Below are 25,348 nucleotides of genomic sequence, written 5' to 3'. Positions count from 1 at the left end.
CTGAATGAGCAACACTAACAAACTTCAAACGCTGGGCTCCACACTCGGCTCGCTGATAAGCCCGCACAAGTCCTGGGCCGTTGCCGCGCTGGGTGCATTGCTGCTGGGCTCGGCCATGTCGCTGACCATGCCAGTCATGTTTCGCTGGCTGATCGACAGCGGTTATCTGGCTGGTGAAAATCCGGAAGGCTTGAATACCGCATTTGCTTATTTACTGATATTGGTGTTCGTTCTGGCCATGGCCAGCGCTGTGCGGTTTTACCTGGTGACCACACTGGGCGAACGAATTTCTGCTGATTTGCGCAACCGCGTATACAGCCACCTGCTGGTACAACGACCCGAGTTTTTTGAAACGCTGAAAGTAGGCGAAGTACTTTCACGACTTACTGCCGACACCACACTCATCCAAACATTGATTGGCAGCAGCCTGTCCTTTTTTTTGCGAAACAGTTTGACCTCATTGGGTGGTTTGGTGATGTTGTTGCTCACCAGCCCCCTGCTCTCGGGTGCGGTACTTCTCTTGGTCGTGGTGGTCATGATCCCGGTGGTGATATTGGCAAGGCGCGTACGCAAATTGTCCCGGGCCAGCCAGGACAAACTGGCCGACAGCAGCGCAATTGCGCAAGAGGTTCTGAACCAGATTACCACCGTCCAGGCATTCAACCAGGAACACACCGAAGCAGCCAAATTCACCAAGTCCAGCGAGCAAACGTATCAAACCGCACGCAGGCGCACGGTGAACCGCTCGGCCTTGTTGTTTGTCGCCATTGGCTTGGCCTTTTCAGGCCTGGTGGTGGTGCTGTGGATGGGTGCCAAGGCAGTGGCCAGTGGTGAAATGAGCGCAGGCGAATTGGCCCAGTTTGTGATGTATGCAGCCTTTGTGGGCGCGGGCTTTGCAGCTTTGTCGGAAGTACTGGGAGAATTTCAACGTGCTGCAGGTGCAGCCGAGCGGCTGGTTGAATTGCTGAACCTGGACACCACCATTCACAAACATGGCTTGCCGCCGCCGCCCAAACAAGGTGGTTTCTTGATCGAGTTCAACCACATTGATTTTGCCTACCCTTCTGCCCCTGAAAAATTCATACTCGAAGACTTCAACTTGAGCATTCAACGCGGCGAGACATTGGCCGTGGTAGGACCTTCGGGTGCTGGCAAATCAACCCTGTTCAGCCTGCTGCTGCGCTGGTACGACGTGAACCAAGGACAAATTTTGATCGAAGGCAAAGCCCTGGAAAGTTTGCACCTGGAGCAATGGCGTGCCAATTGTGCCTATGTATCGCAAGAAGCCGTGATTTTTTCTGGAAGCCTTCAGGACAATGTGCGCTACAGCAAACCTGACGCCACCGCCGAAGAAATCAACAAGGCGCTTGCCGATGCGGCTGCAACCCATTTTGTACGCAGAATGCCAGAGGGCCTGGATACAAACGTGGGTGAAAAAGGTGTGCGCTTAAGCGGCGGCGAACGTCAACGGGTATCCATTGCCCGCGCTGTGCTGCGCGATGCAGGCTTGCTATTGCTTGACGAGGCCACCGCAAGCCTGGATGCAGAAAGTGAGCAACTGGTACAACAGGCCATTGAAAAAAGCCGTCACGGCCGAACCACGCTGATTATTGCTCACCGCCTGGCCACAGTGATGGCAGCCGACCGCATTGTAGTGATGAATGAAGGCAAGATTGTCGAAATGGGCACCCACAAAAACCTGATGGCCCGGCAAGGGTTGTATGCCAAGCTGGCCTCGCTTCAGTTCATTGATGAAAATGCACAGAAAATGATGGCACCAGCTTAGGGTGCATCGGCCCGACAAGGTAAACTTGTCGGATCCAAGAACCCTCGAATTTGCAGCGAATACACCATGCAACAGTACCTTGACTTGATGCAGCACGTGCTAAACCACGGCACCGACAAAATGGACCGCACCGGCACCGGCACGCGTTCCGTGTTTGGCTATCAAATGCGCTTCAATTTGCAAGACGGCTTTCCGATGGTGACCACGAAAAAATTGCACACTCGCTCGATCATTCACGAGCTGCTGTGGTTTCTGATGGGCGACAGCAACATTCGCTACCTGAAAGAAAACGGCGTCAGCATTTGGGACGAGTGGGCCGATGAGAACGGCAACCTGGGCCCTGTTTATGGTGTGCAGTGGCGCAGCTGGCCCACAGCCGACGGCCGCCACATCGATCAAATTTCGCAATTGATGCAACAAATCAAAAACAACCCCGATTCTCGCCGCCACATTGTGAGCGCCTGGAACGTGGCTGAAATCAACAATATGAAGTTGCCACCTTGCCATGCACTGTTTCAGTTTTATGTGGCCGATGGCAAGTTGAGTTGCCAACTCTACCAGCGCAGTGCCGATATTTTCCTGGGTGTGCCTTTCAACATCGCCAGTTACGCCCTGCTCACCCACATGGTGGCCCAGCAGTGCGATCTCGATGTGGGCGATTTTGTGTGGACGGGCGGCGATTGCCACCTGTACAGCAATCACATGGAGCAGGTGGCCGAGCAACTCAGCCGCAAGCCCTATTCTTTGCCAACGCTACAAATCAAGCGCAAGCCCGAAAGTATTTTCGATTACAAATTCGAAGACTTTGAAATTCTGAATTACACTTGCCACCCGCACATCAAAGCGCCCGTGGCGATTTAAATCATGAAAGTATCCATTGTGGCTGCGGTGGCCAAAAACGGCATTATCGGCATCAACAACAGCCTTCCCTGGCATTTGCCCGAAGACCTGGCTTTTTTCAAGCAAACCACCCTGGGGTGCCCGGTTTTAATGGGCAGAAAAACCTATGAGTCGATTAATCGACCGCTGCCTGGCCGCCTGAACGTGGTGTTGTCGGGCAACGCGGAATGGACTCCCGCCCCCGCCAAAGACGGCACGCCTCGAAACGTAATTGCCTACCCTGCAGCGCTACCGGAAGGCAGCGCCACTCAAATTGCCACAGCCACAAACTTACCCAATGCACTGAAATGGCTTGCAGGCTTTGAACAGGTATTTTTGATTGGCGGCAGCAACTTGTATCAACAGGCACTGAACCAGAACCTGGTCGATGAGTTGATTCTGACCGAGATCCATCACGACTTTGACGGTGACGCCAGTTTTCCAGATTGGGACCGATCCAGGTTCGGGGAAACAGATCGAATCGTCAATCCAGCCACCAGCGAACGCGCATGGGGCTTTGATTTTGTAAAATACGCAAAAGTAGACAATCACCCCGCGAAGAATTAAACCCTTTACAGGGTTAGAAGGAGTAAAAAATGGCACGCACAGTGAACTGCATTAAATTGGGTAAAGAAGCCGAAGGGCTGGACTTCCCCCCCGCACCCGGTGAATTGGGCAAGAAAATTTTTGAAAACGTGTCCAAACAAGCCTGGCAAGACTGGTTAAAGCACCAAACCATGCTGGTCAACGAAAACCGCCTGAGCCTGGCTGATGCACGCGCCCGCAAGTACCTGATGGAGCAAATGGAAAAGCATTTCTTTGGCGATGGTGCCGAACAGGCAGCGGGTTATGTACCACCCAGCAACTGATTGATCGAAGCAAATTTAGCTAAAAAAAAGCCCGCTACACAGTAATGAAGCGGGCTTTCTAGTTTTACTAAGGCACAAACAGTGGTTGATCAGTTTCCCGAGGCTTCTTGGGCAACTGCCTCTGGACCTTGGTGGCGAACGTCACGCCCTTTGACCATGTAAACCACGTGTTCAGACATATTTTTGGAATGGTCGCCAATTCGTTCAATTGCTTTTGCAATAAACAAAATTTCAATAGAACGAGAAATAGTGCGTGGGTCTTCCATCATAAAGGTGATCAACTGGCGCAAAATCGCCTTGAATTCGTCGTCCACTTCGATATCCGCCTTCACCACTTCAGCCGCCGAAACCGCATTCACCCGAGCGTATGAATCCAACACCTTGCGCAACATGGCAATTGCGTTGCCGGCAATGCGATGCAGATCAACTTTGGGCACAAAATGTTTACCGGCATCGGCAATCATCATGCCCATACGCGCCACTTTCTCAGCCTCATCACCAATTCGCTCAAGGTCGCGAATCATTTTGATGGCCACAATCACGGAACGCAAATCGACGGCTGCTGGTTGGCGACGCGCAAGAATATGGTTACACAATTCATCAATTTCAAGTTCGATGTCGTTGACCTCTTTCTCGCGACGAATCACTTCCTTGAAAATGTTGGTATCGGCCGCACCCAGACCCTCGATTGCTGACACGATCTGATTCTCCACCAGGCCGCCCATCTGTAGAACGCGAGTGCGCAGCGACTCCAGTTCGGCGTCGTACTGTTTGGAGGTGTGTTCAGTCATTTGTCTTCCTTAACCGGATAATTGTTGTAACGATGCAATGTGGCACAAGCACATGACAGGAATTTGTCAAACCGAGCCACATCGTCACTTTATTCTGCCATGTTCTACACAATTATTCAGGCCTTCATCCTGTCTGCATGTGGGATTAAAGGGTTTTTATGCCCTCTGCTGTCGCTATTAGCACCACATCGGCCTTTCGAATCGCAAAAAGCCCGTTGGTTACCACGCCCGGCCAATGATTAATATCTTTTTCCATGGCAACCGGATCGGTGATTTTCAAGCCACTCACATCCAGAATGATGTTGCCGTTGTCGGTGGTAAAACCTTCGCGCAATTTCACCTGACCACCCAAGGCTTCGAGCTTTCGAGCAATCGCATTGCGCGCCATGGGCAAAACCTCAACTGGCAAAGGGAAAGCCCCCAGCACTTGCACCAGCTTCGATTGGTCTGCGATACAAACAAATTTTTCAGAAATATCAGCCACAATTTTCTCGCGGGTGTTGGCACCGCCACCACCCTTGATCAGGCAATTCGCTGGATCCACTTCATCAGCGCCGTCCACGTAAATCGACAGACTTTCTACATCGTTCATGTCGACAATCAGCACGCCAATTTCACGCAGCTTTTTCTCGGAACGCACGGAAGATGACACTGCGCCCTTGAGTTGAATGCCTGACTCGGCCAAGGCATCAATGAAGCAATCCACAGTCGACCCAGTGCCCACACCGAGTACGGTGCCAGGCTGGACATATTCAAGCGCGGCCTTGGCCACCATTTTCTTCAGTGTTAGAGCATCCATGATGGGTGTTGATATTCCTGATTGATATTGAGTGTGCTGACGGGTAAACCGTATTTTAAAGGCAGAAGTGAAGCGGAAAAGAAAAAACCAACTGCATGCAGTTGGTTTTTCCTGAGTTTGCGACCAAGAGGTCTGTGTTTACTTCTTTTTCTGGGCTGGTAAATCGGTACACACACCTTTGTAAACCTCAGCAGCCATGCCCACACTTTCACACAGGGTTGGGTGGGGGTGAATGGTTTTGCCAATGTCGACAGCGTCTGCGCCCATTTCTACGGCCAGGCATACTTCACCGATCAAGTCGCCGGCATTCATGCCGACAATACCGCCGCCCACCACACGCTTGGTTTCCTCATCAAACAGAAGTTTGGTGAAGCCATCATCGGCGTTGTTGGCAATGGCACGACCGGACGCCGCCCACGGGAATACCGCTTTGCCCACTTTAATGCCTTGGTCTTTGGCCTGGTCTTCAGTCAGACCGACCCAGGCCACCTCGGGGTGGGTATAGGCCACGCTTGGAATAACCCGAGCATCGAAATAGGCTTTTTCATCCGCAGCGGCTTCAGCGGCCACATGGGCTTCATGCACAGCCTTGTGCGCCAACATGGGTTGCCCCACTACATCGCCGATGGCGAAAATATTCGGCACGTTGGTGCGCATTTGCTTGTCCACCGGGATAAAGCCACGGTCAGTGACAGAAACACCTGCTTTGTCAGCACCAATTTTTTTGCCATTGGGCGTACGGCCCACTGACACCAACACCATGTCGTAAAGCTGGGGTTCTTTCGGGGCTTGCTCACCTTCGAAAGTTACCAAAATGCCTTTCTTGGTGGCCTCAACCCCCACAGTTTTGGTTTTCATCATGATGTTGTCAAAACGCGGTGTATTGCGCTTCTGCCAAACCTTGACCAAATCACGGTCAGCACCTTGCATCAGGCCATCGAGCATTTCGACCACATCAAGGCGTGCGCCCAGCGCGGAATACACAGTGGCCATTTCAAGGCCGATGATGCCACCGCCAATAATCAACATGCGTTTGGGAACAAACGGCAGTTCAAGGGCACCGGTGGAATCGACAATTCGCGGATCTTCAGGAATAAATGGCAAATGCACAGGTTGCGAACCAGCAGCAACAATTGCCTTGCCAAATTGCACCACTTGTTTACCGCCATCGGCAGCCACCACTTCCAGGTGATTGGCGCTCAAAAAGCTGCCCACACCTTGCAGGGTTTTTACCTTGCGGCCCTTGGCCATGCCAGCCAAACCACCGGTCAGCTTGCCAACCACGCCTGCTTTGTGCGCACGCAGTTTGTCGAGATCAATTTTCGGCTTTGCAAATGCAATGCCGTGCTCGCCCATGTGCTGCGCTTCTTCCAGCACCTGTGCAGTGTGCAACAGTGCTTTGGAAGGAATGCAACCCACGTTCAAACACACACCACCCAAGGTGCTGTAGCGTTCAACCAGAATTGTGTTCATGCCAAGGTCGGCACTGCGGAACGCTGCGGAATATCCACCTGGACCCGCACCCAACACCAACACATCGCACGTGTGGTCCACTTGACCACTGTAGCTGCTGGCGGGGCCAGCAGATGCCACGGGTGCAGCGGCCACAGGCGCAGCCGGTTTGGACTCCGCCGCAGGTGCTGCTGGCTTGGACTCGGCGGCAGGGGTAGAAGCCGGGGCGGCAGCAGAAGCACCACCACCACTGATTTCGCAAATCTCGCTGCCCTTGGATACTTTGTCGCCCACTTTCACGAGCAGCTTGGTCACCACGCCATCATCCGATGCCGGAATTTCCATGCTGGCTTTGTCGGACTCCACCGTGATCAAGGATTGCTCCTTGCTCACTTTGTCGCCTTCTTTCACCAACACTTCAATAATTTCTACGGAATCAAAATCACCAATATCAGGAACGATCAGTTTCATGTGTTCATCCCCCTTTACAACAGCACTTTGCGCATGTCGGCCAACACGCCAGCAAGCTCAGTGGTAAATCGGGCAGCCATGGCACCGTCGATGACACGGTGGTCGTAACTCAAACTCAAAGGCAACATCAGGCGTGGTTCGAACTCCTTGCCGTTCCAAACCGGTTTCATGGCCGATTTGGACAAGCCGAGAATTGCAACTTCTGGTGCATTAATAATGGGGGTGAACAGGGTTCCACCCACACCGCCAAGGGATGACACCGTGAATGTGGCGCCTTGCATGTCGGCACCTTTCAGCTTGCCATCGCGTGCCTGGGCGGAAAGCTCGCCCAATTCATTGGCAATTTGCGCAAAGCCTTTTTGGTCAACGCCCTTGATCACAGGCACCACCAAACCATTGGGTGTGTCGGCTGCAAAACCGATGTTCCAATATTTTTTCACAATCAGCTTGTCGCCAGCTTCGCTTAGCGAGGCATTGAAAGCGGGGTACTTTTTCAGCACGGCCACGCAAGCTTTCATGACGAAAGCCAGCATGGTCAGCTTCACGCCCTGTTTGGCCAAAGCTGCATTGGTGTCTTTGCGGAATTGCTCCAGATCGGTAATGTCGGCTTCATCGAACTGGGTAACGTGGGGAATCATGACCCAGTTGCGATGCAAGTTCGGGCCAGACAGCTTCTTGATGCGAGAAAGTTCTTGTTCTTCAATTTCACCAAACTTGGTGAAATCCACTTTTGGCCAAGGCAACAAATCAAGACCGACACCACTGCCGCCCTTGGCTGCACCGGTCGAAGAAGAACCCACTCCCGCAACGGCGGCTTTCACAAAATTGCGAACGTCGTCGGGTGTAATGCGACCCTTGGGCCCAGTGCCTTGCACGGTGGTCAAATTCACACCCAGTTCACGTGCAAACTTGCGCACTGAAGGGCTTGCGTGCGGTGCGTTCACCGGTGCAGCTGTTGGATTGTGCGGCTCAGCACTAACTGGAGCAGCAGGCGCTGGCGCAGCGCTTGCAACAGGCGCAGGCGCTGCGGCTGGTGCTGCAAGCTTCGGTGCTTCCGTTTTGGCTGCCTCGGTTTTCGGTGCTTCTGCCTTTGGGGCCGCTTCAGATTTAGGCGCTGCAGCAGCACCTCCTTCAGCAGGCTCCAGAATCAGCATCAAGGTTCCTTCTTTAACCTTGTCGCCGATTTTCACTTTCAGTTCTTTTACTACGCCGGCTTGCGGGCAGGGAATTTCCATGCTGGCTTTGTCAGATTCCACCGTGATGATGGATTGCTCCGCCGATACGGTGTCACCGGCTTTCACCAGCACCTCAATGATTTCCACCCCGTCAAAATCGCCGATGTCGGGTACTTTGATTTCGATTGTCATTTCAGTCGTCCTTTTTATGCGTAGGCTGGGTTGGGCTTGTTGGGGTTGATGCCGTATTTCTTGATTGCATCACCCACGGTGCTCAAGGGAATTTCACCTTGATCGGCCAGGGCCTTCAATGCTGCAACGGTTACGAAATGACGGTTCACCTCAAAATGCTCACGCAACTTGGAGCGGAAATCGGAACGACCAAAACCATCGGTGCCCAATACTTTGTATTCACGACCTTTGGGCATGAATGGCCGAATTTGATCCGCAAACAACTTCATGTAGTCGGTTGAAGCCACAATTGGACCTTCGGTTTTTGCCAGCGTTTTTTCGACATAGCTAGGCTTGGATTTTTTCTCAGGGTGCAGCATGTTTTCACGTTCAACATCCAGGCCTTCACGGCGCAGTTCAGTGAAACTTGTTACTGACCACACATCGGCAGCAACACCCCAGTCTTTCTCAAGCAACTCGGCAGCTTCCAGTGATTCACGCAAAATGGTGCCCGAACCCAACAACTGAACGCGTTTCTTGCCCGCTTTCTTCAAGGCAGATTCGCGGCACACGTACATGCCTTTCAGAATGCCCTCTTCGGTGCCCTTTTTCAGACCAGGTTGCGCGTAGTTCTCGTTCATCACGGTGAGGTAATAAAACACGTTTTCCTGATCTTCAACCATGCGCTTCAAGCCATGTTGAATGATCACCGCCAGTTCGTGCGCAAATGTGGGATCGTAGCTAACGCAGTTGGGAATGGTCGAAGACAAAATATGGCTGTGACCATCTTCGTGCTGCAAACCTTCTCCATTCAATGTGGTGCGGCCAGCAGTGCCGCCCAACAGGAAGCCACGCGCTTGCATATCGCCTGCGGCCCAGGCCAGATCGCCCACACGTTGGAAACCGAACATGGAGTAATAAATGTAGAACGGAATCATGACGCGGTTGTTGGTGGAGTACGACGTGGCCGCCGCGATCCAGGAACTGAATGCGCCCGCTTCGTTGATGCCCTCTTCCAGAATTTGGCCGGCCTTGTCTTCGCGGTAGTACATCACCTGGTCGCGATCCACTGGTTCGTACAACTGCCCCTGTGAGGAATAAATACCCAACTGACGGAACATGCCTTCCATACCAAAGGTGCGGGCTTCATCGGGCACAATCGGCACAATGCGCTGACCCAGTTCTTTGTCGCGAACCAATGCAGTAAGTACGCGAACAAAAGCCTGGGTGGTGGAAATTTCACGGCCTTCCTTGGTGGGCTCCAGCACTGATTCAAATGCATCCAGGCCAGGTACTTTCAGCTTTTCGTCGGCCTCGCGGCGACGCTTGGGCAAATAACCGCCCAAGGCTTGGCGACGTTCATGCAGGTATTTGATTTCCGGCGCATCGTCGGCCGGTTTGAAGAAAGGCACTTCGTCGATGATGTCGTCGGAAACCGGAATGTTGAAACGATCGCGAAATTCCTTGATGGATTGAATGTCCAGCTTCTTCTGCTGGTGAGTGGTGTTCTTGCCCTGACCCACTTTGCCCATGCCGAAACCTTTCACGGTTTTTGCAAGAATCACTGTGGGCTGACCTTCGTGTTTCATGGCCGCATCGTATGCAGCATGTACCTTGTGCGGGTCGTGGCCGCCACGGTTCAAGCGCCAAATGTCTTCATCGGTCATGCGGGCAACCATTTCCAGCAATTTGGGGTGCTTGCCAAAGAAGTTTTTACGCACATAAGCGCCGTCGTTGGCCTTGCAGTTTTGGTATTCGCCATCGACCATTTCCAGCATGACTTTGCGCATCAGCCCGTCTTTGTCGCGGGCCAGCAGTTCATCCCAGTAACCGCCCCAAATTACTTTGAGTACATTCCAGCCTGAACCACGGAACTCGCCTTCGAGTTCCTGAATAATTTTACCGTTACCACGCACAGGGCCATCGAGGCGCTGCAAGTTACAGTTCACCACAAACACCAGGTTGTCGAGCTTCTCGCGCGCGGCCATGCCGATGGCGCCCAATGATTCGGGTTCGTCCATTTCACCGTCACCGCAGAACACCCACACTTTGCGCTTGGATGTATCGCAAATACCGCGGGCGTGCAGGTACTTCAGGAAACGGGCTTGGTAAATACCCATCAACGGGCCAAGACCCATTGACACGGTGGGGAACTGCCAGAATTCAGGCATCAGCTTGGGGTGGGGGTAGCTTGAAAGACCTTTGCCATCCACTTCCTGACGGAAGTTGTCCAGTTGATCCTCGGTTAGGCGACCCTCGAGAAAGGCGCGGGCATAAATACCGGGAGAAACATGGCCTTGAAGGTACAACAAGTCGCCGCCGTGGTTTTCATCTTCAGCATGCCAAAAGTGGTTAAAACCCACGCCCAACATGGTAGCCAGGGATGCAAACGATGCAATGTGACCACCCAGGTCTCCGCCATCGGGCGGGCTTTTTTTGTTGGCACGCACCACCATGGCCATGGCGTTCCAGCGCATCCAGCTGCGCAGGCGCTCTTCATATTCCATGTTGCCGGGGCAACGGGTTTCAAGGTGCACGGGGATGGTGTTCACGTACTCGGTGTTCGCCGAAAACGGGATAAAGGCACCGCTTAAACGGGCTTTGGCAATGAGTTGTTCGAGCAAGTAATGCGCGCGCTCCGGGCCTTCGCGTTCAAGCACGGCCTCCAGGGCATCTAGCCATTCTTGGGTTTCTTGGAAATCGGGATCGTCCGATCCGGGGAAATCGAGTTGCGCTGACATTGCTTCCTCCTTGGGTCTCTGGGTTCTTTTGCAGAAGTACGAGCTTTTGGCTGTATTTCCTGTTGATATTAGAGTATCACACCTAATTCATAAAGTTTCAAATTATGATTTGTGTTTTCATATCGTGGAATTTATAAGGATTTTCCCGAATCCCCTTGAATCCAGTCAACCCACCTGCCCGCTTGTTTTGTACACTTCAGTCATCTTCAGGATTTCGAGACCGATTCGACCGTGCGCCTCAGCGATCAACCCCGTACAAGCCCATTGGTTTGGGCCACCCCGCTGGTGGGCATCATTCTGTTTTTGCTCGCCATGGGGGCGTTTTTCTACACCCTGCATTCCGAGGATCAAAATCAAACCCAATTGCGGGTGATCCGCGATGTCGAACTTGCACGCCAAACCATTCGTACCCGCTTGCTGGCCTCGCAAGAACGCCTGAACCAAATCGCCCGTGGCTTTGAACAAAACAGCAGTGATGTTGAGGGGTTTCGCTTTTCCGCCCAAGCCCTGTTAAATGAGTTTCAGGAAGTCAGCAGCGTGCTGATTATTGATGAGGAAAGACGGGTCACCAATTTGGCCCTGCCTGGTTCGCGATCCTCGGAAGTGCTGCATCCCCTATTCCAAACCATCGAAGATGCCGAGAGCTACTGGGCATTCAACACCGCCAGGGAAACTCGCCTGCCCGTGTTTTCAAGACCTTTCCTGGACCCCTCCGGCAAGGTTTTTATTGAAGTTCATAGCCCGATCTTCAACAAGGGCGATTTCATTGGCACAGTTGCCGCGACCATTCCCCTTGCCTCTTTGCTCAACGATGCAGTGCCGGAGTCTTTTGTTCAACTCTATCTGGTCAGCATTGTGGACGGAGGGGGCAACCCGGTGGCGTCCAATGTCAGCCGGTCGATCGACAATGCCAAACTAAGCCACGAGGTACCGCTAGACCCACCGGGGCACGGCCTGAAACTGCGCGCAGTGCTTTACAAAACCAACACCGAGCTGTTCTCCAATATGCTGGCGTGGGCCGTGTTTGGACTTTCATTGGTGATTGTATGGAGTTTTATCTTGCTGTTTCGCCATGCGAAACTTCGCAGTCAGGCTGAGAAGCGATTGTTGGCTGAGACCAAGTTTCGACGTGCGATGGAGGACTCAGTGGTCACCGGGATGCGAGCCATCGACATGCAAGGGCGGATTACCTATGTCAACCCAGCTTTTTGCAAGATGACAGGCTACAAGGAATCGGAACTGGTGGGCATGACGCCGCCGTTTCCTTATTGGCCAGACCGGTCTTACGAGGAACAGCAAACCAATCTGGACTTGATTTTGTCGGGTAACGCGCCGCAGAAGGGCATCGAAGTGCAAGTTCGCAGGCGCGACGGCAGCGTGTTCGATGCGCGCATGTACGTTTCGCCACTGGTCGATAGCGATGGCCAGCAAAGTGGCTGGATGACCTCAATGACAGACATCACCGAACCCCGCAGGGTACGCGATGAGCTGGCTGCAGCCCACCGCCGGTTTGTTCGCATTCTCGAAGAGCTGGATGCCGCTGTTTGCGTGCAAGGCCCCGAGGCCGGGCTTGACGAATATATTTTCGTGAATCGGCTGCATCGCGAATGGTTTGGTAAAGCGATGCCGCCACGCATGTCGAAGAATCGCCGAAACCGTGTGAACCTGTATGAGCCTTTTGAGTGGCTTAATCCCGTTTCACAGCGTTGGTACGAGGTTCGAAGACGATCCATTTCCTGGGTAGACGGCGCAACGGTGGTGATGCAGGTGGCCACCGACATATCTTCGCGCAAGGAAGCCGAGGACATGTCACGTCAGCAACAGGAAAAACTGCAGTTCACCTCCCGATTAATCACGCTGGGTGAACTTGCCTCCTCCCTGGCCCACGAGATTAACCAGCCGCTGGCGGCCATTTCCAACTACAACATGGGCAGCGTCACACGCCTTAAAGCAGGCAAGGTAAGTCCTGAGGAACTGCTTCCTGTGCTGGAAAAGGTCAATGTCCAGGCCCAGCGCGCCGGAGCTGTCATTCGTCGCATTCGCGAGTTTGTGAAGCAACAGGAACCCAAGCGTGGCCCCTGCCCGATCGGAAAAATTATTGAGGATGCGATCAGCTTCTCGCGACTGGAGGCGAAACACCAGTCTGCACGAATCGAAATGCACCTGCCGGACGCATTGATGTCTGTAGTAGCAGACCCCGTACTGATCGAGCAAGTACTCATGAACTTGATCAAGAACGGACTTGAGGCCATGGGGCATTTGCCATCGGAGCAAAAGCTGATTGAAATCCAGGTGGGCCAATCGGCTCAGTTTGCCCTGATTGAAGTTCGGGATCACGGTGTTGGAGTGCCCGAAGAAATTCGTCAACGGCTGTTTGAGTCCTTTTTCACCACCAAATCCGATGGAATGGGCATGGGGCTGAACATCTGTCGTACTATTATTGAGTATCATCAAGGCCAATTGTGGGTAGAACCCGCGCAAGGCCAAGGCAGCGTGTTCAAGTTCACCTTGCCCTTGGCCGAAGACTCGGTGCTTGCGCACATCAACCCACCTGTTATGGAATAAAGCCAATGCTCCACACCCAGCCACGCCCCACCGAAATACAAGAAACCGTGTTCATCGTGGACGATGACGAGGCGGTGCGAGACTCGCTTCAATGGTTGATTGAAACCGAGGGATATCAGGTAAAAACCTATGAAGATCCTGAGTTGTTTCTGGAACAACTGGCATGGCCACAGCCCTGTGTGTTGCTGCTGGACATACGCATGCCCAAGCTTTCTGGCCTGGAAGTTCAAAAAACACTGAATGAACGCGGCATACCCATTCCGATCGTGTTCATCACCGGCCATGGCGATGTCACCCTGGCCGTTGAAACCATGAAAAACGGTGCGGTTGATTTTCTGGAAAAACCCTTTGATGAAGGCAAAATCAAAGACCTGATTCACCAGCACATGCGCCTTGCCCATGAACTTGCACAAACTGCCAAACTTGATGAACAAATCAACAAACTGTATTCCAAGCTGACAACGCGTGAGTTGCAGGTGCTTGAGCGCATCGTTTCTGGCCGTTTGAACAAACAAATAGCCGACGACCTGAATATCAGCATTAAAACAGTAGAGGCCCACCGCGCCAATATTATGGACAAGCTGCAAGTAACCACTGTGGCCGACTTGCTGAAAATTGCCTTGCGTAAATCACCGGAATTGGCACAGTCCTGACGATCTCTCAACAAGGCCCACTGCCAACCTGAAGGTGGGCCTTGTTCAATTGAACCATTTCAAATTTAAGAACTCATTCAACCATGTCTGCACAACTTATCAGCGGCACTGAACTGGCTGCCTCAATTCGTGAAACCATTGCAAAGCGCGCTGCCGAACTCACCGCGCTGGGCCACCAGCCGGGCTTGGCCGTGGTACTTGTGGGTGAAGACCCAGCCTCGCAGGTTTATGTGCGCAACAAGGTATCTGCGTGCGAGAAAGCGGGCTTTAAATCGGTCATGCACCGCATGCCCGAAAACACCAGCCAGGACGCGCTGGTGGGCTTGGTTGAACAACTAAATGCCGACCCCAGCATCCACGGCATTCTGGTGCAACTGCCTTTGCCCAAGCACCTGGATTCGCATTTGGTGATTGAGTCCATCAACGCCGAAAAAGATGTGGATGGCTTTCACATCAGCAATGCGGGCTTGCTGATGACAGGCAAACCCCTGTTTCGCCCGTGTACGCCCTACGGCGTGATGAAAATGCTGGAATTGACTGGCATTGAATTGCGTGGCGCAGAAGCAGTCGTCATTGGCGCGAGCAACATTGTGGGCAAGCCCCAAGCCATGTTGCTGCTGCAACAAGGTGCAACGGTCACCTTGTGCAACAGCAAAACCAAAGACCTGAAAGCGCATTGCCAGCGCGCTGACATACTTGTCGTTGCGGTGGGGCGCCCCAATATGATTACTGGCGACATGATCAAACCCGGCGCAGTGGTGATCGATGTGGGTATTAATCGCCTGCCAGACGGAAAATTGTGTGGCGATGTGGATTTTGAATCAGCCAAGGAAGTGGCCGGCTGGATTACGCCAGTGCCTGGCGGCGTTGGCCCCATGACCATCACCATGCTGTTGCAAAACACAATTGAAGCGGTTGAACGCAGCATATAAGCGCAGCCTTTAAGCATTTTTTAGCAGGACCCAAGACCTATGAACGCGAACATGAGCAACCCCCTACTCGACTTTTCCGGATTACCTCGTTTTTCGGATATCAAAACCGAGCACGTGGAACCAGCAATTGACACGCTGCTTGCGACCGCAAAAAAACAACTGGAAACAACCGCCAGCACTGCACCAGAACAAGCAACTTGGGAAGACACCCTTCTGCCACTGGATGTGGTCTGTGAACAGCTCAGCCGCGCTTGGGGTGTGGTGGGTCATCTGCATTCGGTGGCCGACACCGACGAACTGCGCGCCGCCTACAATGCCTGTTTGCCAAAAACCACCGAATTCTGGACCATGGTTGGGCAGGACGAACGCCTGTATGCCATATACAAAGCCATTGAACAAAGTGATGCGGCCAAGCTGTTCACACCGGCGCGACTGAAAGTACTGGCCAATTCCATTCGCGGCTTCAAGCTTGGCGGTGCCGAACTGCCGGCTGATCAAAAGCCGCGCTACGCCGAAATTCAAGACCGCCAGGCGGCCATTACGGCCAAGTTTTCTGAAAACGTGCTGGACGCGACCAATGCCTTTGAACTGATCGTGACCGACAAAGCCGAGTTGGCGGGCATTCCCGATTATGCAGTTCAGGCCGCTGAAGAGTTGGCGAAATCTGAGGGCAAGGAAGGCTACAAATTCACCCTTCAATTCCCCTCCTATTTTCCTGTGTTGCAGTACGCAGACAAACGCGAGTTGCGCGAAACCCTTTATGAGGCTTATGCAAAGCGCGCGTCTGAATTCGGCCCTGCGGAGCTCGACAACACGGCACTGATCCGCGAGCTGCTCCAGCTGCGCCTTGAAGAAGCCCAAATGTTGGGTTACAAGAATTTCGGTGAATTGAGCCTGGTTCCAAAAATGGCCAACACACCCGGTGAGGTTGTAAACTTCCTGCGCGAATTGGCCCTGAAGGCCAAACCATTTGCCTTGCGTGACCTTGAAGAAATCAAGGCATTTGCGAAAGCCGAGCTGGGCATGGATGAATTGCAAAGCTGGGACATGAGCTATGCATCCGAAAAACTGAAAGAAAAGAAATACGCCTTCAGTGATCTCGAAGTGCGCCAATACTTTCAGGAAGACCGCGTGCTGGATGGTCTGTTCAAGCTGACCGAGAAGCTGTTCAGCGTGCAAATTGTGAAAGCCCAGGCGGACACCTGGCACCCCGATGTACGCTTCTTTGAAGTTCAGAAAGAAGGCAAAGCGATTGCGCACTTTTACCTGGATCCGTATGCGCGTGCCAGCAAGCGCTCAGGTGCCTGGATGGACGATGCCCGTGGCCGCAAACGCACAGACCAAGGTGTGCAAACACCTGTGGCTTACCTCACCTGCAACTACACAAAACCGGCAGCGGGCAAGCCGGCACAACTTTCGCACGACGACGTTCAAACCCTGTTTCATGAATTCGGGCATGGCATTCACCACATGCTGACCCGTGTAGACGAACTGGATGTGGCCGGCATCAATGGCGTGGAATGGGATGCAGTGGAGCTGCCATCGCAATTCATGGAAAACTTTGCCTGGGAATGGAGTGTGGTTGAATCACTGACTGCACACGAGACCACTGGCGAGCCAATGCCCCAAGCCTTGTTCGACAAAATGGTGGCCGCCAAGAATTTCCAGAGTGGTTTGCAAACCCTGCGCCAAATCGAGTTTTCCTTGTTCGACATGCTGGTGCACACCGATTTCGACCCGCACAGCGGAACGAATATTCTGGACCTGCTGGCCCAAGTACGCAGCGAGGTGGCAGTGTTGATTCCCCCAGCCTACAACCGATTCCCCAATTCGTTCGGTCATATTTTTGCGGGTGGCTATGCCGCGGGTTACTACAGCTACAAGTGGGCTGAAGTATTGTCGGCCGATGCATTTGCCATGTTCGAGGAAAACGGTGTGGTAAGCCCGGAAACTGGCAAGAAGTTTCTGGAGGAAATACTGTCGGTGGGTGGCAGCCGCCCGGCAGCAGAATCGTTCAAGGCCTTCCGTGGTCGCGAACCCAGTATCGACGCCCTGCTTCGCCACACTGGCATGGTTGACAACAGGCAGGCGGCGTAATGGCCAACATTCAACTTGCAACCTGGAATGTGAATTCGCTGAAGGTGCGTTTGCCGCACCTCTTGCAGTGGCTTGAAAGCAACCCGGTTGACTTGCTAGGCCTTCAAGAGTTGAAACTGACTGACGAGAACTTTCCAGTGGCCGAGCTTCAAGCCGCTGGATACGGTGCCGTATTTGCAGGTCAAAAAACCTACAACGGCGTGGCCATTCTGTACAAAAAAGCCACCATGCCTGAGCCTGCAGATGTGCAGGTGAACTTGCCCAGCTTTCCGGATGAACAAAAGCGGGTCATTGCAGCCACATTCGGTGAATTGCGCTTTATCAGCGCCTATGTGGTCAATGGCTCAGAAGTGGGCTCGGACAAGTTCGAGTACAAAAAAACCTGGCTGGATGCCTTGCTGAAAGACTGCAAAGGTTGGCTTGCCCAATATCCAAAGCTGGCCTTGGTGGGCGATTACAACATTGCCCCCGACGACCGCGATGTGCACGACCCCAAGGCTTGGGCCGGGCAAGTGTTGTGCTCAGACGATGAACGCAGTCGCTTCAACACGCTTCTGGGTATGGGTTTGGTCGACAGTTTTCGCCTGTTTGAGCAACCCGAGAAAACCTTCTCGTGGTGGGATTACCGCATGCTGGGTTTTCAGAAAAACAAAGGCTTGAGAATTGACCATGTTTTACTTTCCAAGCCACTTGCCGAGAATTGCACAGCCAGCGTGATTGACCGTGCCCCCCGCAAATGGGAAAAGCCTTCCGACCACGCCCCCGCAATTGCAACCTTGAGTATTTGATTGACAAGCACCCCCCTCCAAAAGGGGGAATGCTTGAACCCAACAACCGAACTTTAGACACTGATAGCAGGCGATTTACCCCTCTAATTAGGCAATTAGTCTGGGGTAAGCGATGCGATGATCGAGGCTGTTCATCACCCTCCCAATCGCTCCGAATCATGAACCTAAAGACTCTGCCCCTTTCCAAACAGATCAGCTTCACCAGCGCGGCCTTGGTGGCCTTGATTGTATTGAGTCTGGTCGGCATTACTGCTGCTTACACTTTCAATGCCGCCACTGCGCGCACCGAGCGTGCCGTTTCAACTCAGGCTGAAGGTTTGCGACAAACAATGGAAATTGCCTACAAGCTGTCAGAAGGCTCTGTGACGCAACTTGCCGAATTGTTTGAGGTTGAGTTCAAGGGTGAGTTACTGGTTGATCCAGAACAGCCAATTTCAATTACCCCTGAAATTGACGGCCCCATGGTTACCCTGGATTCTACTTTCATCACCGGCAACTACGGTGTGGTCGATAACTTTACAAAAATGACCGGTGGCATTGCCACGGTGTTTGTTCGCACGGGCGACGACTACCTGCGAATTTCCACGAGTTTGAAGAAAGAAAATGGCGACCGTGCCGTGGGCACCAAGCTGGATCGCAGCCACCCAAGCTACGCCAAGGTGATTAAAGGCGAAACCTATGTGGGTGAAGCCCTGCTGTTCGGCAAGCGATACATGTCCAAGTACCTGCCGATTAAAAGCACCAACGGTCAACATGATTTGGTGCTGTACATTGGTTTTGATATGACCAATCTGTTTGCCGATGTTCAGAATGCCGTGTTAAGCACACGCGTTGGCGAAACTGGCATTCCTTACGTGCTGTACACCACAGGTGCCAATGCAGGCAAAGTAATGATTCACTCGCAATTCAAAGGCGATGAATTCAAGGAATTGGCAGCCAAGGAATCTGATTTGCAGGGTTTGCTCGACAAGATGAGCAAGGAAGACAAAGGTATTACCCAAGTCAGCTGGAACGATCCGAAATCAGGTGAAAGCCGCACAGAGTTTGTTGCATTCACCAAGGTTCCCCAGTGGGGCGGTGCAGCCATTGTTGCACCAGCGCTTACCTCTGAAATGTTTAGCACCATTTACGCCATGTCGTCGATGATGGTTGTGATGGGCCTGATCGCCTCTGCAATAATTGCTTTGGCCCTGTTTTGGGTAACCAACCGCTTGACTGCTTCTACCAAAGTACTGACTGCCTTGGCCTTGAAGTTGGGCAATGGCGATATGACCGCACGTGCTGCCGACGATGTGACCAATGGCAGCGTGTCCACGAAAAACGAAATCAGCCTGCTGGCTCGCAGCATGAATCGCATGGCTGAAAGCATGGAACAGGCGCTGGGCGCGGTAAAACGCAGCACAGATCAAGTTCAGTTTGCTTCTGAAGATCTGGTTCAAACCAGCGAAGAATTGAGCAAGGGTGCCGCATCGGGCAGCGATGCCGCCTCGGGTATGGCTGCTGCAGTTGAAGAAATGTCTTCTTCCATCTCCAGCGTGGGTGAGTCTGCAACCGAAGCCAAAGACGTGAGCAACAAGGCTCGCCAGTTGGCTGATGATGGCCTGGGTGCGATCAATTCAGCCACCCAGCAAATGCACAAGATTTCCGAGAACGTTCAGGGAACTGCCAGTGTGATTCAACAACTGGGTGAACAGTCTCGCGAGATTTCTGAAATTGCGCTGATTATCAAGGGCATTGCAGAGCAAACCAACCTGCTGGCCTTGAATGCCGCCATTGAAGCCGCACGTGCCGGCGAACAAGGTCGAGGTTTCTCTGTTGTGGCCGATGAGGTGCGCAAGCTTGCTGAACGCACTCGCAAATCTACCGACGATATTCACGGCATGATTGAAGCCATTCAAAACAGCTCAGGCGTGGCCGTGAACAACATGGACATGGCTGTAGAAAGCGTGAAAAAAGGCGTGGAACTTGTGGACCGTGCAGGCCAGGCGATGAATCAAATTACGGCAGACTCTTCTGCGGTAGCGCATTCAGTTGAAAATATTCACGCTGCCTTGCTGGAGCAAAACCAGGCCTCGGAAAGCATCGGCCAGCAAGTGGAAGTGGTAGCCCAGTTGTCCGAAGGCAACCTGGACATGGCACGCCGCGCGGCCAATGCTGTTTCAGGCCTGAAGGGTGTGGCCACCGATCTGTCCAATATTCTGAAAAAGTTTCAGGTTAAAAACATGTAATCTCACACCACCCGGTGTAACAAAAAAGCCTCTGCATGCAGAGGCTTTTTTATTGGTGGGGCTGAACCAATCAATCGATGTCTTTTACATCAATGTTCAGATCCTGAATTTTACGGGTAATGGTGTTGCGCCCTATTCCCAAACGCTGAGCGGCTTCAATTCGTTTGCCGTGTGTTGCCTTCAAAGCAGCTTGAATCATGATGGTTTCAAACTGGGCAGTTAAGGCATCCATCACATCAGGTTGGCCGCTTTCCAATGCCTTTTCAGCCTCGACGAACAGCAATTCAAGCCAACTGACACTGCCAACCGGCACAGGTGAATTCGAAAAGGAATCCACCACGCCAGAATCAACAGGATACTTGCCAGCAGACATGCCCAAGTTCAGCGGCAACGCCTGCGCATCTGTTGCAGGCAAGACAGGACTGCCTTCGGCACGCCAAAAACTGGGGCTTGTAGAGGAGTTCTCCGCCATTTTATCCGGCGCTTTAGCACCTTCGTTCTGGAAGGCATTGAGCTCAGGAGGCAAATCACGCGCCTCGACCAATTGGGCAGGTGCCATTACAGTGATCCAACGGCACACGTTTTCCAGTTGGCGCACATTGCCCGGAAACGGGAATTCACCGATGATTCGAATGGCTGAATCGGACAGGCGTTTGGTTTCAGTACCCAGTTCACGTGCCGACACATTGAGAAAGTGTTTAGCGAGAATGGGAATGTCTTCCTGCCGCTCGCGCAGCGGAGGCAATCGAAGACGAATCACATTCAAACGGTGATATAAATCCTCGCGGAACATGCCAAGCTTCACACGTTCATCCAGATTCTGGTGTGTGGCTGCAATCACCCGCACATTGGCTTTGATCGGTTGCTGGCCGCCCACACGGTAAAAATGTCCGTCAGACAACACCCGTAGCAAACGGGTTTGCAGTTCAGCGGGCATGTCGCCAATTTCATCCAGAAACAGCGTACCGCCCTCGGCCTGCTCAAACCTGCCCTGCCGTTGAGCCTGCGCACCCGTGAAGGAACCACGCTCGTGACCAAACAATTCCGATTCAAGCAAGTCTTTGGGAATGGCTGCCGTATTCAAGGCAATAAACGGCTTAGCTGCGCGCGGGCTGTGGCGGTGCAATGCACGGGCCACCAATTCCTTGCCTGCGCCGCTCTCGCCCGTAATCAATACGGTGACATTGGACTGCGACAAACGGCCGATGGCGCGAAAAACGTCTTGCATGGCGGGCGCCTGACCCAATATTTCAGGGGCTGCCGTATCAGCTTCTTCAACAAACTCTTCAGTTTGCGATTCGCGCACTGCGCGCAGAATCAATTCAACCGCTTTTTCTATGTCGAATGGCTTGGGAAGGTATTCAAATGCGCCGCCCTGAAAGGCAGACACCGCACTGTCCAAATCAGAATAAGCCGTCATGATGATGACCGGCAAATCAGGCTGAAGCTCGCGAACCTTGGACAGTAGCGTAAGCCCGCTTTGCCCTGGCATGCGAATATCTGAGACCAATACCTGTGGTACTTCAGTTTCCAGTCGTTCTAAAACCTCGGCTGCGGACGAAAAAATTTCGCAAGGAATCCCTTCGCGGGAAATTGCTTTTTGCAACACCCATCGAATGGAGTGGTCATCATCAACAACCCAAATTGGACGCATTAATTGTGGTTCCTTCAAACCGCTCAGCTGGTAGCGTGATCAAACTGAAGCGGCAATGTGACTTTAAAAAGTGTTCTTCCCGGTGTGGAGCTGCATTCAATAATGCCTTCGTGTTGTTGCACGAATGTTTGAGCCAACGTTAAGCCCAAACCACTGCCGCCCTCACGCCCGGAAACCAGCGGGAAAAAAATTCTTTCCATGATTTCGGCAGGTATACCGGGTCCGTTGTCGATCACTTGCAAGTCTAATGCCAGCCTGTGTTGTTTGCGGTTTAAGGTTACCCTACGCACCACTCTGGTGCATAGAGTTATTTGTGCGGTGCTTTCTGCGATTTGAGGTGCCAAAGCTTGTGCAGCATTGCGCACTATATTCAGGATTGCCTGAATAAGCTGCTCCAGGTCGCCCAAAAACTCGGGGATGGAAATGTCGTAGTCACGAACGAATTTCAAACCTTTTGGATGCTCAGCCAAAATCACAGAACGGACACGCTCGCACACCTCGTGAATATTCATCATCGAGACAATGTGAGGTTTGCGGTGCGGGGCCAGCAGACGATCAACCAGGGTTTGCAGGCGATCTGATTCCTTGATCACCACCTGCGTGTACTCTTTTAGCTCGGGTGAAGGCAGCTCAATTTCAAGCAACTGCGCAGCGCCGCGAATACCTCCCAAAGGATTCTTGATTTCATGGGCCAGGTTGCGAATCAGCTCTTTGTTCGCAAGCGACTGGTCCATCATTCTGGCTTCGCGATCTACTTTGAGCTGCTGTTCAATTTCACGCAGCTCGATAACGGTGACGCCGTTGGCACCATCGGGACATGAAAGAGTCACGTGCACATGCTCTGAGGTACCGCTTGGACGAATCAGTTCAAACACCTGCCGCTTGACACCAAAGGGATCTATCAGGGATTTGTTGAGAAACTCCCGAAACGCATTGGCCTCGACGAACCACGCGGCCAGTGACTGCCCATCCAGGCTTCGCCGTGACACTTCAAGCAAAGTTTCGGCAGACAGATTGGCGTACAACACCACGCCTTCCGGGTTACTTACCACCACCGCAGTGGCCAACAATTCAAGGCCTTGAAACCGTTCTTTTTTCACTTCGTCCTCGGGTGACCCGGCGGCATTCAAAACAGCTATTTTGAAAGACGGATCAATTCTGTTTTAAGAATTTCAATATTGTCATTGGTCACCATGATTTCCTGCTCAAGTCGTGAAACACGGTCCAAATATTTTTGGTAATTTTTCTCACTGCCCAAGCGATCAGGCTGGCCGTTTTTGTATTCGTCTTGCAAAGACTTCAACTTGCTTTCTTCAATGCGCAACTCTTCTTGCATAATTTTCATTCGATCGTCTTTCGCATTGAAATCAGAGGCTGAACGGTTGTCGTAAGCAGCCGTGGCTCGCCTTCCAGAACCACCGGTGGAGGAAGGCCCGGACATTCCGTTGCTTTTTGAGGCTGAACGGGGAGAAGGCACCACAGTAATCGGATTCAGGTTCAAAGGCACACAGCCGGCACCACCATCCGAGTTTTGATAGGTTCGAACACCGTCTGCGCCTGTACACACAAACATTTCGGTGCCTTTGGCTTGCGCCTTGGGTACAACAAAAACCCCCAGCACCAAGGCAAAAAATAAATGTTGGATGACGCTCGACTTCACCATGGTTGCATCTCTAAAAAATTCCGGACGACTTTCATGATACTCGATCCCCTTCGGAAGCCCCTCCCCATTGAAGGCGAGTGCTGATACCAGACGGGGGAAGACCTTTACAAACTGTTCAAAACAAAAATGGCCCTTTGCAGGGCCATTTTCACATCGGACTAATGCGTACAGTCTGAATTACAGGCCGTAGTACATGTCGTATTCAGCTGGGTGTGGGCTCATGCGCAAGCGCTGAACTTCTTCCATTTTCAAGGCAATGTATGAATCAATCATTTCCTTGCTGAACACGCCACCACGAGTCAGGAACTCGTGGTCAGCCTGCAGGGCTTCCAATGCCTGTTCCAGGCTGGAACACACGGTTGGTACCAATGCGTCTTCTTCTGGAGGCAAGTCATACAGGTTTTTGGTTGAGGCTTCACCGGGGTGAATCTTGTTCTGAATGCCGTCCAGACCAGCCATCAACAAGGCAGAAAACGCCAGGTATGGGTTGGCCATTGGATCCGGGAAGCGCGCTTCAATGCGGCGACCCTTGGGGTTGGACACGTGTGGAATGCGGATAGAAGCAGAACGGTTCTTGGCAGAGTAAGCCAGTTTTACCGGCGCTTCGTAATGAGGCACCAAACGCTTGTACGAGTTTGTAGATGGGTTGGTGATCGCGTTCAGGGCACGTGCGTGCTTGATGATACCGCCGATGTAGTACAGGGCGAAATCAGACAAACCTGCGTAACCGTTACCAGCAAACAGGTTCACGCCGTCTTTCCAGATCGACTGGTGAACGTGCATACCGGAACCGTTGTCGCCCCACATTGGCTTGGGCATGAATGTGGCTGTTTTGCCATAGCTGGCGGCCACGTTCCATACGGTGTACTTCAAAATTTGAGTCCAGTCAGCGCGCTTGGTCAGCGTGGAGAACATGGTGCCGATTTCGTTCTGGCCTGCGCCAGCCACTTCGTGGTGGTGCACTTCAACGGGTACGCCTTGCTGTTCCAGCAACAGACACATTTCCGAACGAATGTCCTGGAAAGAATCAGTTGGGGACACAGGGAAATAGCCGCCTTTTACTGTTGGGCGATGACCCAGGTTACCGTGCTCGTAATCGATGCTGGTAGACCATGCAGCTTCTTCTGATTTGATCTTGAAGAAACAGCCAGACATTTCATCACCCCAGGTGATGCTGTCGAAAATAAAGAATTCGGGTTCTGGACCGAAGTAGGCCGTGTCGCCCAGGCCAGAGGACTTCAGATAAGCTTCAGCACGGCGCGCGATGGAGCGTGGGTCGCGGTCGTAACCCTTGCCATCGGTTGGCTCGATTACATCGCAAGTCAAAATCAGTGTGGGCTCTTCGCGGAACGGGTCCATGCGAGCAGTGTCAGCATCGGGCACCAATAGCATGTCAGAGGCTTCAATGCCTTTCCAGCCAGCGATGGAAGAGCCATCGAATGCATGGCCAGACTCGAACTTGTCTTCGTCAAACATCTTAACTGGCACAGACACGTGCTGTTCTTTGCCTTTGGTGTCGGTGAAGCGGAAGTCAATAAACTTCACTTCGTTTTCCGCAACCATCTTCATTACATCTTGGGCGGTCGCCATTGAAAATCTCCTGGTACGTGAGGTGGATAGTGATCTAAAAAAAT

At 52.6% G+C, this 25,348-nt stretch carries 19 protein-coding genes; 10 read left to right on the top strand and 9 right to left on the bottom strand.

Annotated features, from left to right (window positions below):
* Positions 1 to 4 precede the first annotated feature (4 nt).
* The 4 genes from ACVL1J_RS08640 to ACVL1J_RS08625 all read left to right on the top strand — a co-directional run bounded on the left by ACVL1J_RS08640 (position 5) and on the right by ACVL1J_RS08625 (position 3,534).
* On the top strand, positions 5 to 1,786 hold the full coding sequence (locus ACVL1J_RS08640; protein ID WP_491665285.1) for an ABC transporter transmembrane domain-containing protein: 1,782 nt from the start codon (positions 5 to 7) through the stop codon (positions 1,784 to 1,786).
* 66 nt (positions 1,787 to 1,852) lie between these two features.
* Positions 1,853 to 2,647 (top strand): thymidylate synthase, encoded by a 795-nt coding sequence (gene thyA, locus ACVL1J_RS08635; RefSeq protein WP_474562360.1) that lies wholly within the window; start codon positions 1,853 to 1,855, stop codon positions 2,645 to 2,647.
* A gap of 3 nt (positions 2,648 to 2,650) precedes the next feature.
* The gene (locus tag ACVL1J_RS08630; protein ID WP_236550875.1) at positions 2,651 to 3,232 is read left to right on the top strand and encodes a dihydrofolate reductase; all 582 of its coding nucleotides are present in this window, start codon (positions 2,651 to 2,653) and stop codon (positions 3,230 to 3,232) included.
* Positions 3,233 to 3,261: 29 nt separating this feature from the next.
* Positions 3,262 to 3,534 (top strand): oxidative damage protection protein, encoded by a 273-nt coding sequence (locus ACVL1J_RS08625; RefSeq protein ID WP_008249931.1) that lies wholly within the window; start codon positions 3,262 to 3,264, stop codon positions 3,532 to 3,534.
* A gap of 89 nt (positions 3,535 to 3,623) precedes the next feature.
* On the opposite strand, the gene phoU is transcribed toward ACVL1J_RS08625, so the two are convergent.
* From phoU to aceE, 5 genes are all read right to left on the bottom strand, one after another.
* Entirely contained in the window at positions 3,624 to 4,325 is a 702-nt protein-coding gene (gene phoU / locus ACVL1J_RS08620; RefSeq protein ID WP_491665284.1) for a phosphate signaling complex protein PhoU, read from the bottom strand.
* A gap of 145 nt (positions 4,326 to 4,470) precedes the next feature.
* Positions 4,471 to 5,124, bottom strand: a complete 654-nt coding sequence (gene rpiA, locus ACVL1J_RS08615; protein WP_491665283.1) for a ribose-5-phosphate isomerase RpiA — start codon at positions 5,122 to 5,124, stop codon at positions 4,471 to 4,473.
* 138 nt (positions 5,125 to 5,262) lie between these two features.
* Positions 5,263 to 7,047, bottom strand: coding sequence for a dihydrolipoyl dehydrogenase (gene lpdA, locus ACVL1J_RS08610; protein ID WP_341237418.1), 1,785 nt, complete (start codon positions 7,045 to 7,047; stop codon positions 5,263 to 5,265).
* A 14-nt stretch (positions 7,048 to 7,061) separates the two neighbouring features.
* On the bottom strand, positions 7,062 to 8,414 hold the full coding sequence (aceF, locus tag ACVL1J_RS08605; protein ID WP_491665282.1) for a dihydrolipoyllysine-residue acetyltransferase: 1,353 nt from the start codon (positions 8,412 to 8,414) through the stop codon (positions 7,062 to 7,064).
* A gap of 14 nt (positions 8,415 to 8,428) precedes the next feature.
* On the bottom strand, positions 8,429 to 11,134 hold the full coding sequence (aceE, locus tag ACVL1J_RS08600) for a pyruvate dehydrogenase (acetyl-transferring), homodimeric type (protein WP_159570894.1): 2,706 nt from the start codon (positions 11,132 to 11,134) through the stop codon (positions 8,429 to 8,431).
* Positions 11,135 to 11,365: 231 nt separating this feature from the next.
* On the opposite strand from aceE, the gene ACVL1J_RS08595 reads away from it, so the two are divergent.
* The 6 genes from ACVL1J_RS08595 (at position 11,366) to ACVL1J_RS08570 (ending at position 20,397) form a co-directional block, all read left to right on the top strand.
* On the top strand, positions 11,366 to 13,699 hold the full coding sequence (locus ACVL1J_RS08595) for a PAS domain S-box protein (protein WP_491665281.1): 2,334 nt from the start codon (positions 11,366 to 11,368) through the stop codon (positions 13,697 to 13,699).
* 5 nt (positions 13,700 to 13,704) lie between these two features.
* Positions 13,705 to 14,352: a response regulator transcription factor gene (locus ACVL1J_RS08590; protein ID WP_201301478.1), complete on the top strand. Its 648-nt coding sequence runs from the start codon at positions 13,705 to 13,707 to the stop codon at positions 14,350 to 14,352.
* A gap of 83 nt (positions 14,353 to 14,435) precedes the next feature.
* Positions 14,436 to 15,284, top strand: a complete 849-nt coding sequence (gene folD / locus ACVL1J_RS08585) for a bifunctional methylenetetrahydrofolate dehydrogenase/methenyltetrahydrofolate cyclohydrolase FolD (protein ID WP_159570900.1) — start codon at positions 14,436 to 14,438, stop codon at positions 15,282 to 15,284.
* Between the two features lie 39 nt (positions 15,285 to 15,323).
* Positions 15,324 to 17,381: a M3 family metallopeptidase gene (locus tag ACVL1J_RS08580; RefSeq protein ID WP_491665280.1), complete on the top strand. Its 2,058-nt coding sequence runs from the start codon at positions 15,324 to 15,326 to the stop codon at positions 17,379 to 17,381.
* Between the two features lie 8 nt (positions 17,382 to 17,389).
* Positions 17,390 to 18,169 (top strand): exodeoxyribonuclease III, encoded by a 780-nt coding sequence (xth, locus tag ACVL1J_RS08575; protein WP_491665323.1) that lies wholly within the window; start codon positions 17,390 to 17,392, stop codon positions 18,167 to 18,169.
* Between the two features lie 158 nt (positions 18,170 to 18,327).
* Positions 18,328 to 20,397 carry a methyl-accepting chemotaxis protein gene (locus ACVL1J_RS08570; RefSeq protein ID WP_341237423.1) on the top strand — a complete coding sequence of 690 codons (2,070 nt, stop codon included), beginning with the start codon at positions 18,328 to 18,330 and terminating at the stop codon, positions 20,395 to 20,397.
* 70 nt (positions 20,398 to 20,467) lie between these two features.
* Here ACVL1J_RS08570 and ntrC read toward each other — a convergent pair whose 3' ends face one another.
* From ntrC to glnA, 4 genes are all read right to left on the bottom strand, one after another.
* A complete protein-coding gene (gene ntrC, locus ACVL1J_RS08565; protein ID WP_341237424.1) occupies positions 20,468 to 22,051 on the bottom strand; it encodes a nitrogen regulation protein NR(I) in 1,584 nt (527 codons plus the stop codon).
* Between the two features lie 23 nt (positions 22,052 to 22,074).
* Complete coding sequence (gene glnL, locus ACVL1J_RS08560; RefSeq protein WP_341237425.1) at positions 22,075 to 23,181, bottom strand: nitrogen regulation protein NR(II); 1,107 nt, start codon at positions 23,179 to 23,181, stop codon at positions 22,075 to 22,077.
* Between the two features lie 5 nt (positions 23,182 to 23,186).
* Positions 23,187 to 23,714 (bottom strand): DUF4124 domain-containing protein, encoded by a 528-nt coding sequence (locus tag ACVL1J_RS08555; protein WP_341237426.1) that lies wholly within the window; start codon positions 23,712 to 23,714, stop codon positions 23,187 to 23,189.
* A 177-nt stretch (positions 23,715 to 23,891) separates the two neighbouring features.
* Positions 23,892 to 25,304, bottom strand: coding sequence for a type I glutamate--ammonia ligase (gene glnA / locus ACVL1J_RS08550; protein ID WP_341237427.1), 1,413 nt, complete (start codon positions 25,302 to 25,304; stop codon positions 23,892 to 23,894).
* Positions 25,305 to 25,348 lie beyond the last annotated feature (44 nt).

It is taken from the genome of Limnobacter sp. G6BE5S (assembly GCF_058448965.1).
The sequence above is the reverse complement of the archived record's forward strand: the minus strand, read 5'-3'. Positions and strand labels throughout refer to the sequence as shown.

Excerpts from the sequence above, each read along its gene's own strand:
- ACVL1J_RS08640 (WP_491665285.1), top strand. The coding sequence starts at position 5 with ATGAGCAACACTAACAAACTTCAAACGCTGGGCTCCACACTCGGCTCG.
- thyA (WP_474562360.1), top strand. The coding sequence starts at position 1,853 with ATGCAACAGTACCTTGACTTGATGCAGCACGTGCTAAACCACGGCACC.
- ACVL1J_RS08630 (WP_236550875.1), top strand. The coding sequence starts at position 2,651 with ATGAAAGTATCCATTGTGGCTGCGGTGGCCAAAAACGGCATTATCGGC.
- ACVL1J_RS08625 (WP_008249931.1), top strand. The coding sequence starts at position 3,262 with ATGGCACGCACAGTGAACTGCATTAAATTGGGTAAAGAAGCCGAAGGG.
- phoU (WP_491665284.1), bottom strand. The coding sequence starts at position 4,325 with ATGACTGAACACACCTCCAAACAGTACGACGCCGAACTGGAGTCGCTG.
- rpiA (WP_491665283.1), bottom strand. The coding sequence starts at position 5,124 with ATGGATGCTCTAACACTGAAGAAAATGGTGGCCAAGGCCGCGCTTGAA.
- lpdA (WP_341237418.1), bottom strand. The coding sequence starts at position 7,047 with ATGAAACTGATCGTTCCTGATATTGGTGATTTTGATTCCGTAGAAATT.
- aceF (WP_491665282.1), bottom strand. The coding sequence starts at position 8,414 with ATGACAATCGAAATCAAAGTACCCGACATCGGCGATTTTGACGGGGTG.
- aceE (WP_159570894.1), bottom strand. The coding sequence starts at position 11,134 with ATGTCAGCGCAACTCGATTTCCCCGGATCGGACGATCCCGATTTCCAA.
- ACVL1J_RS08590 (WP_201301478.1), top strand. The coding sequence starts at position 13,705 with ATGCTCCACACCCAGCCACGCCCCACCGAAATACAAGAAACCGTGTTC.
- folD (WP_159570900.1), top strand. The coding sequence starts at position 14,436 with ATGTCTGCACAACTTATCAGCGGCACTGAACTGGCTGCCTCAATTCGT.
- ACVL1J_RS08580 (WP_491665280.1), top strand. The coding sequence starts at position 15,324 with ATGAACGCGAACATGAGCAACCCCCTACTCGACTTTTCCGGATTACCT.
- ACVL1J_RS08570 (WP_341237423.1), top strand. The coding sequence starts at position 18,328 with ATGAACCTAAAGACTCTGCCCCTTTCCAAACAGATCAGCTTCACCAGC.
- ntrC (WP_341237424.1), bottom strand. The coding sequence starts at position 22,051 with ATGCGTCCAATTTGGGTTGTTGATGATGACCACTCCATTCGATGGGTG.
- ACVL1J_RS08555 (WP_341237426.1), bottom strand. The coding sequence starts at position 23,714 with ATGGTGAAGTCGAGCGTCATCCAACATTTATTTTTTGCCTTGGTGCTG.
- glnA (WP_341237427.1), bottom strand. The coding sequence starts at position 25,304 with ATGGCGACCGCCCAAGATGTAATGAAGATGGTTGCGGAAAACGAAGTG.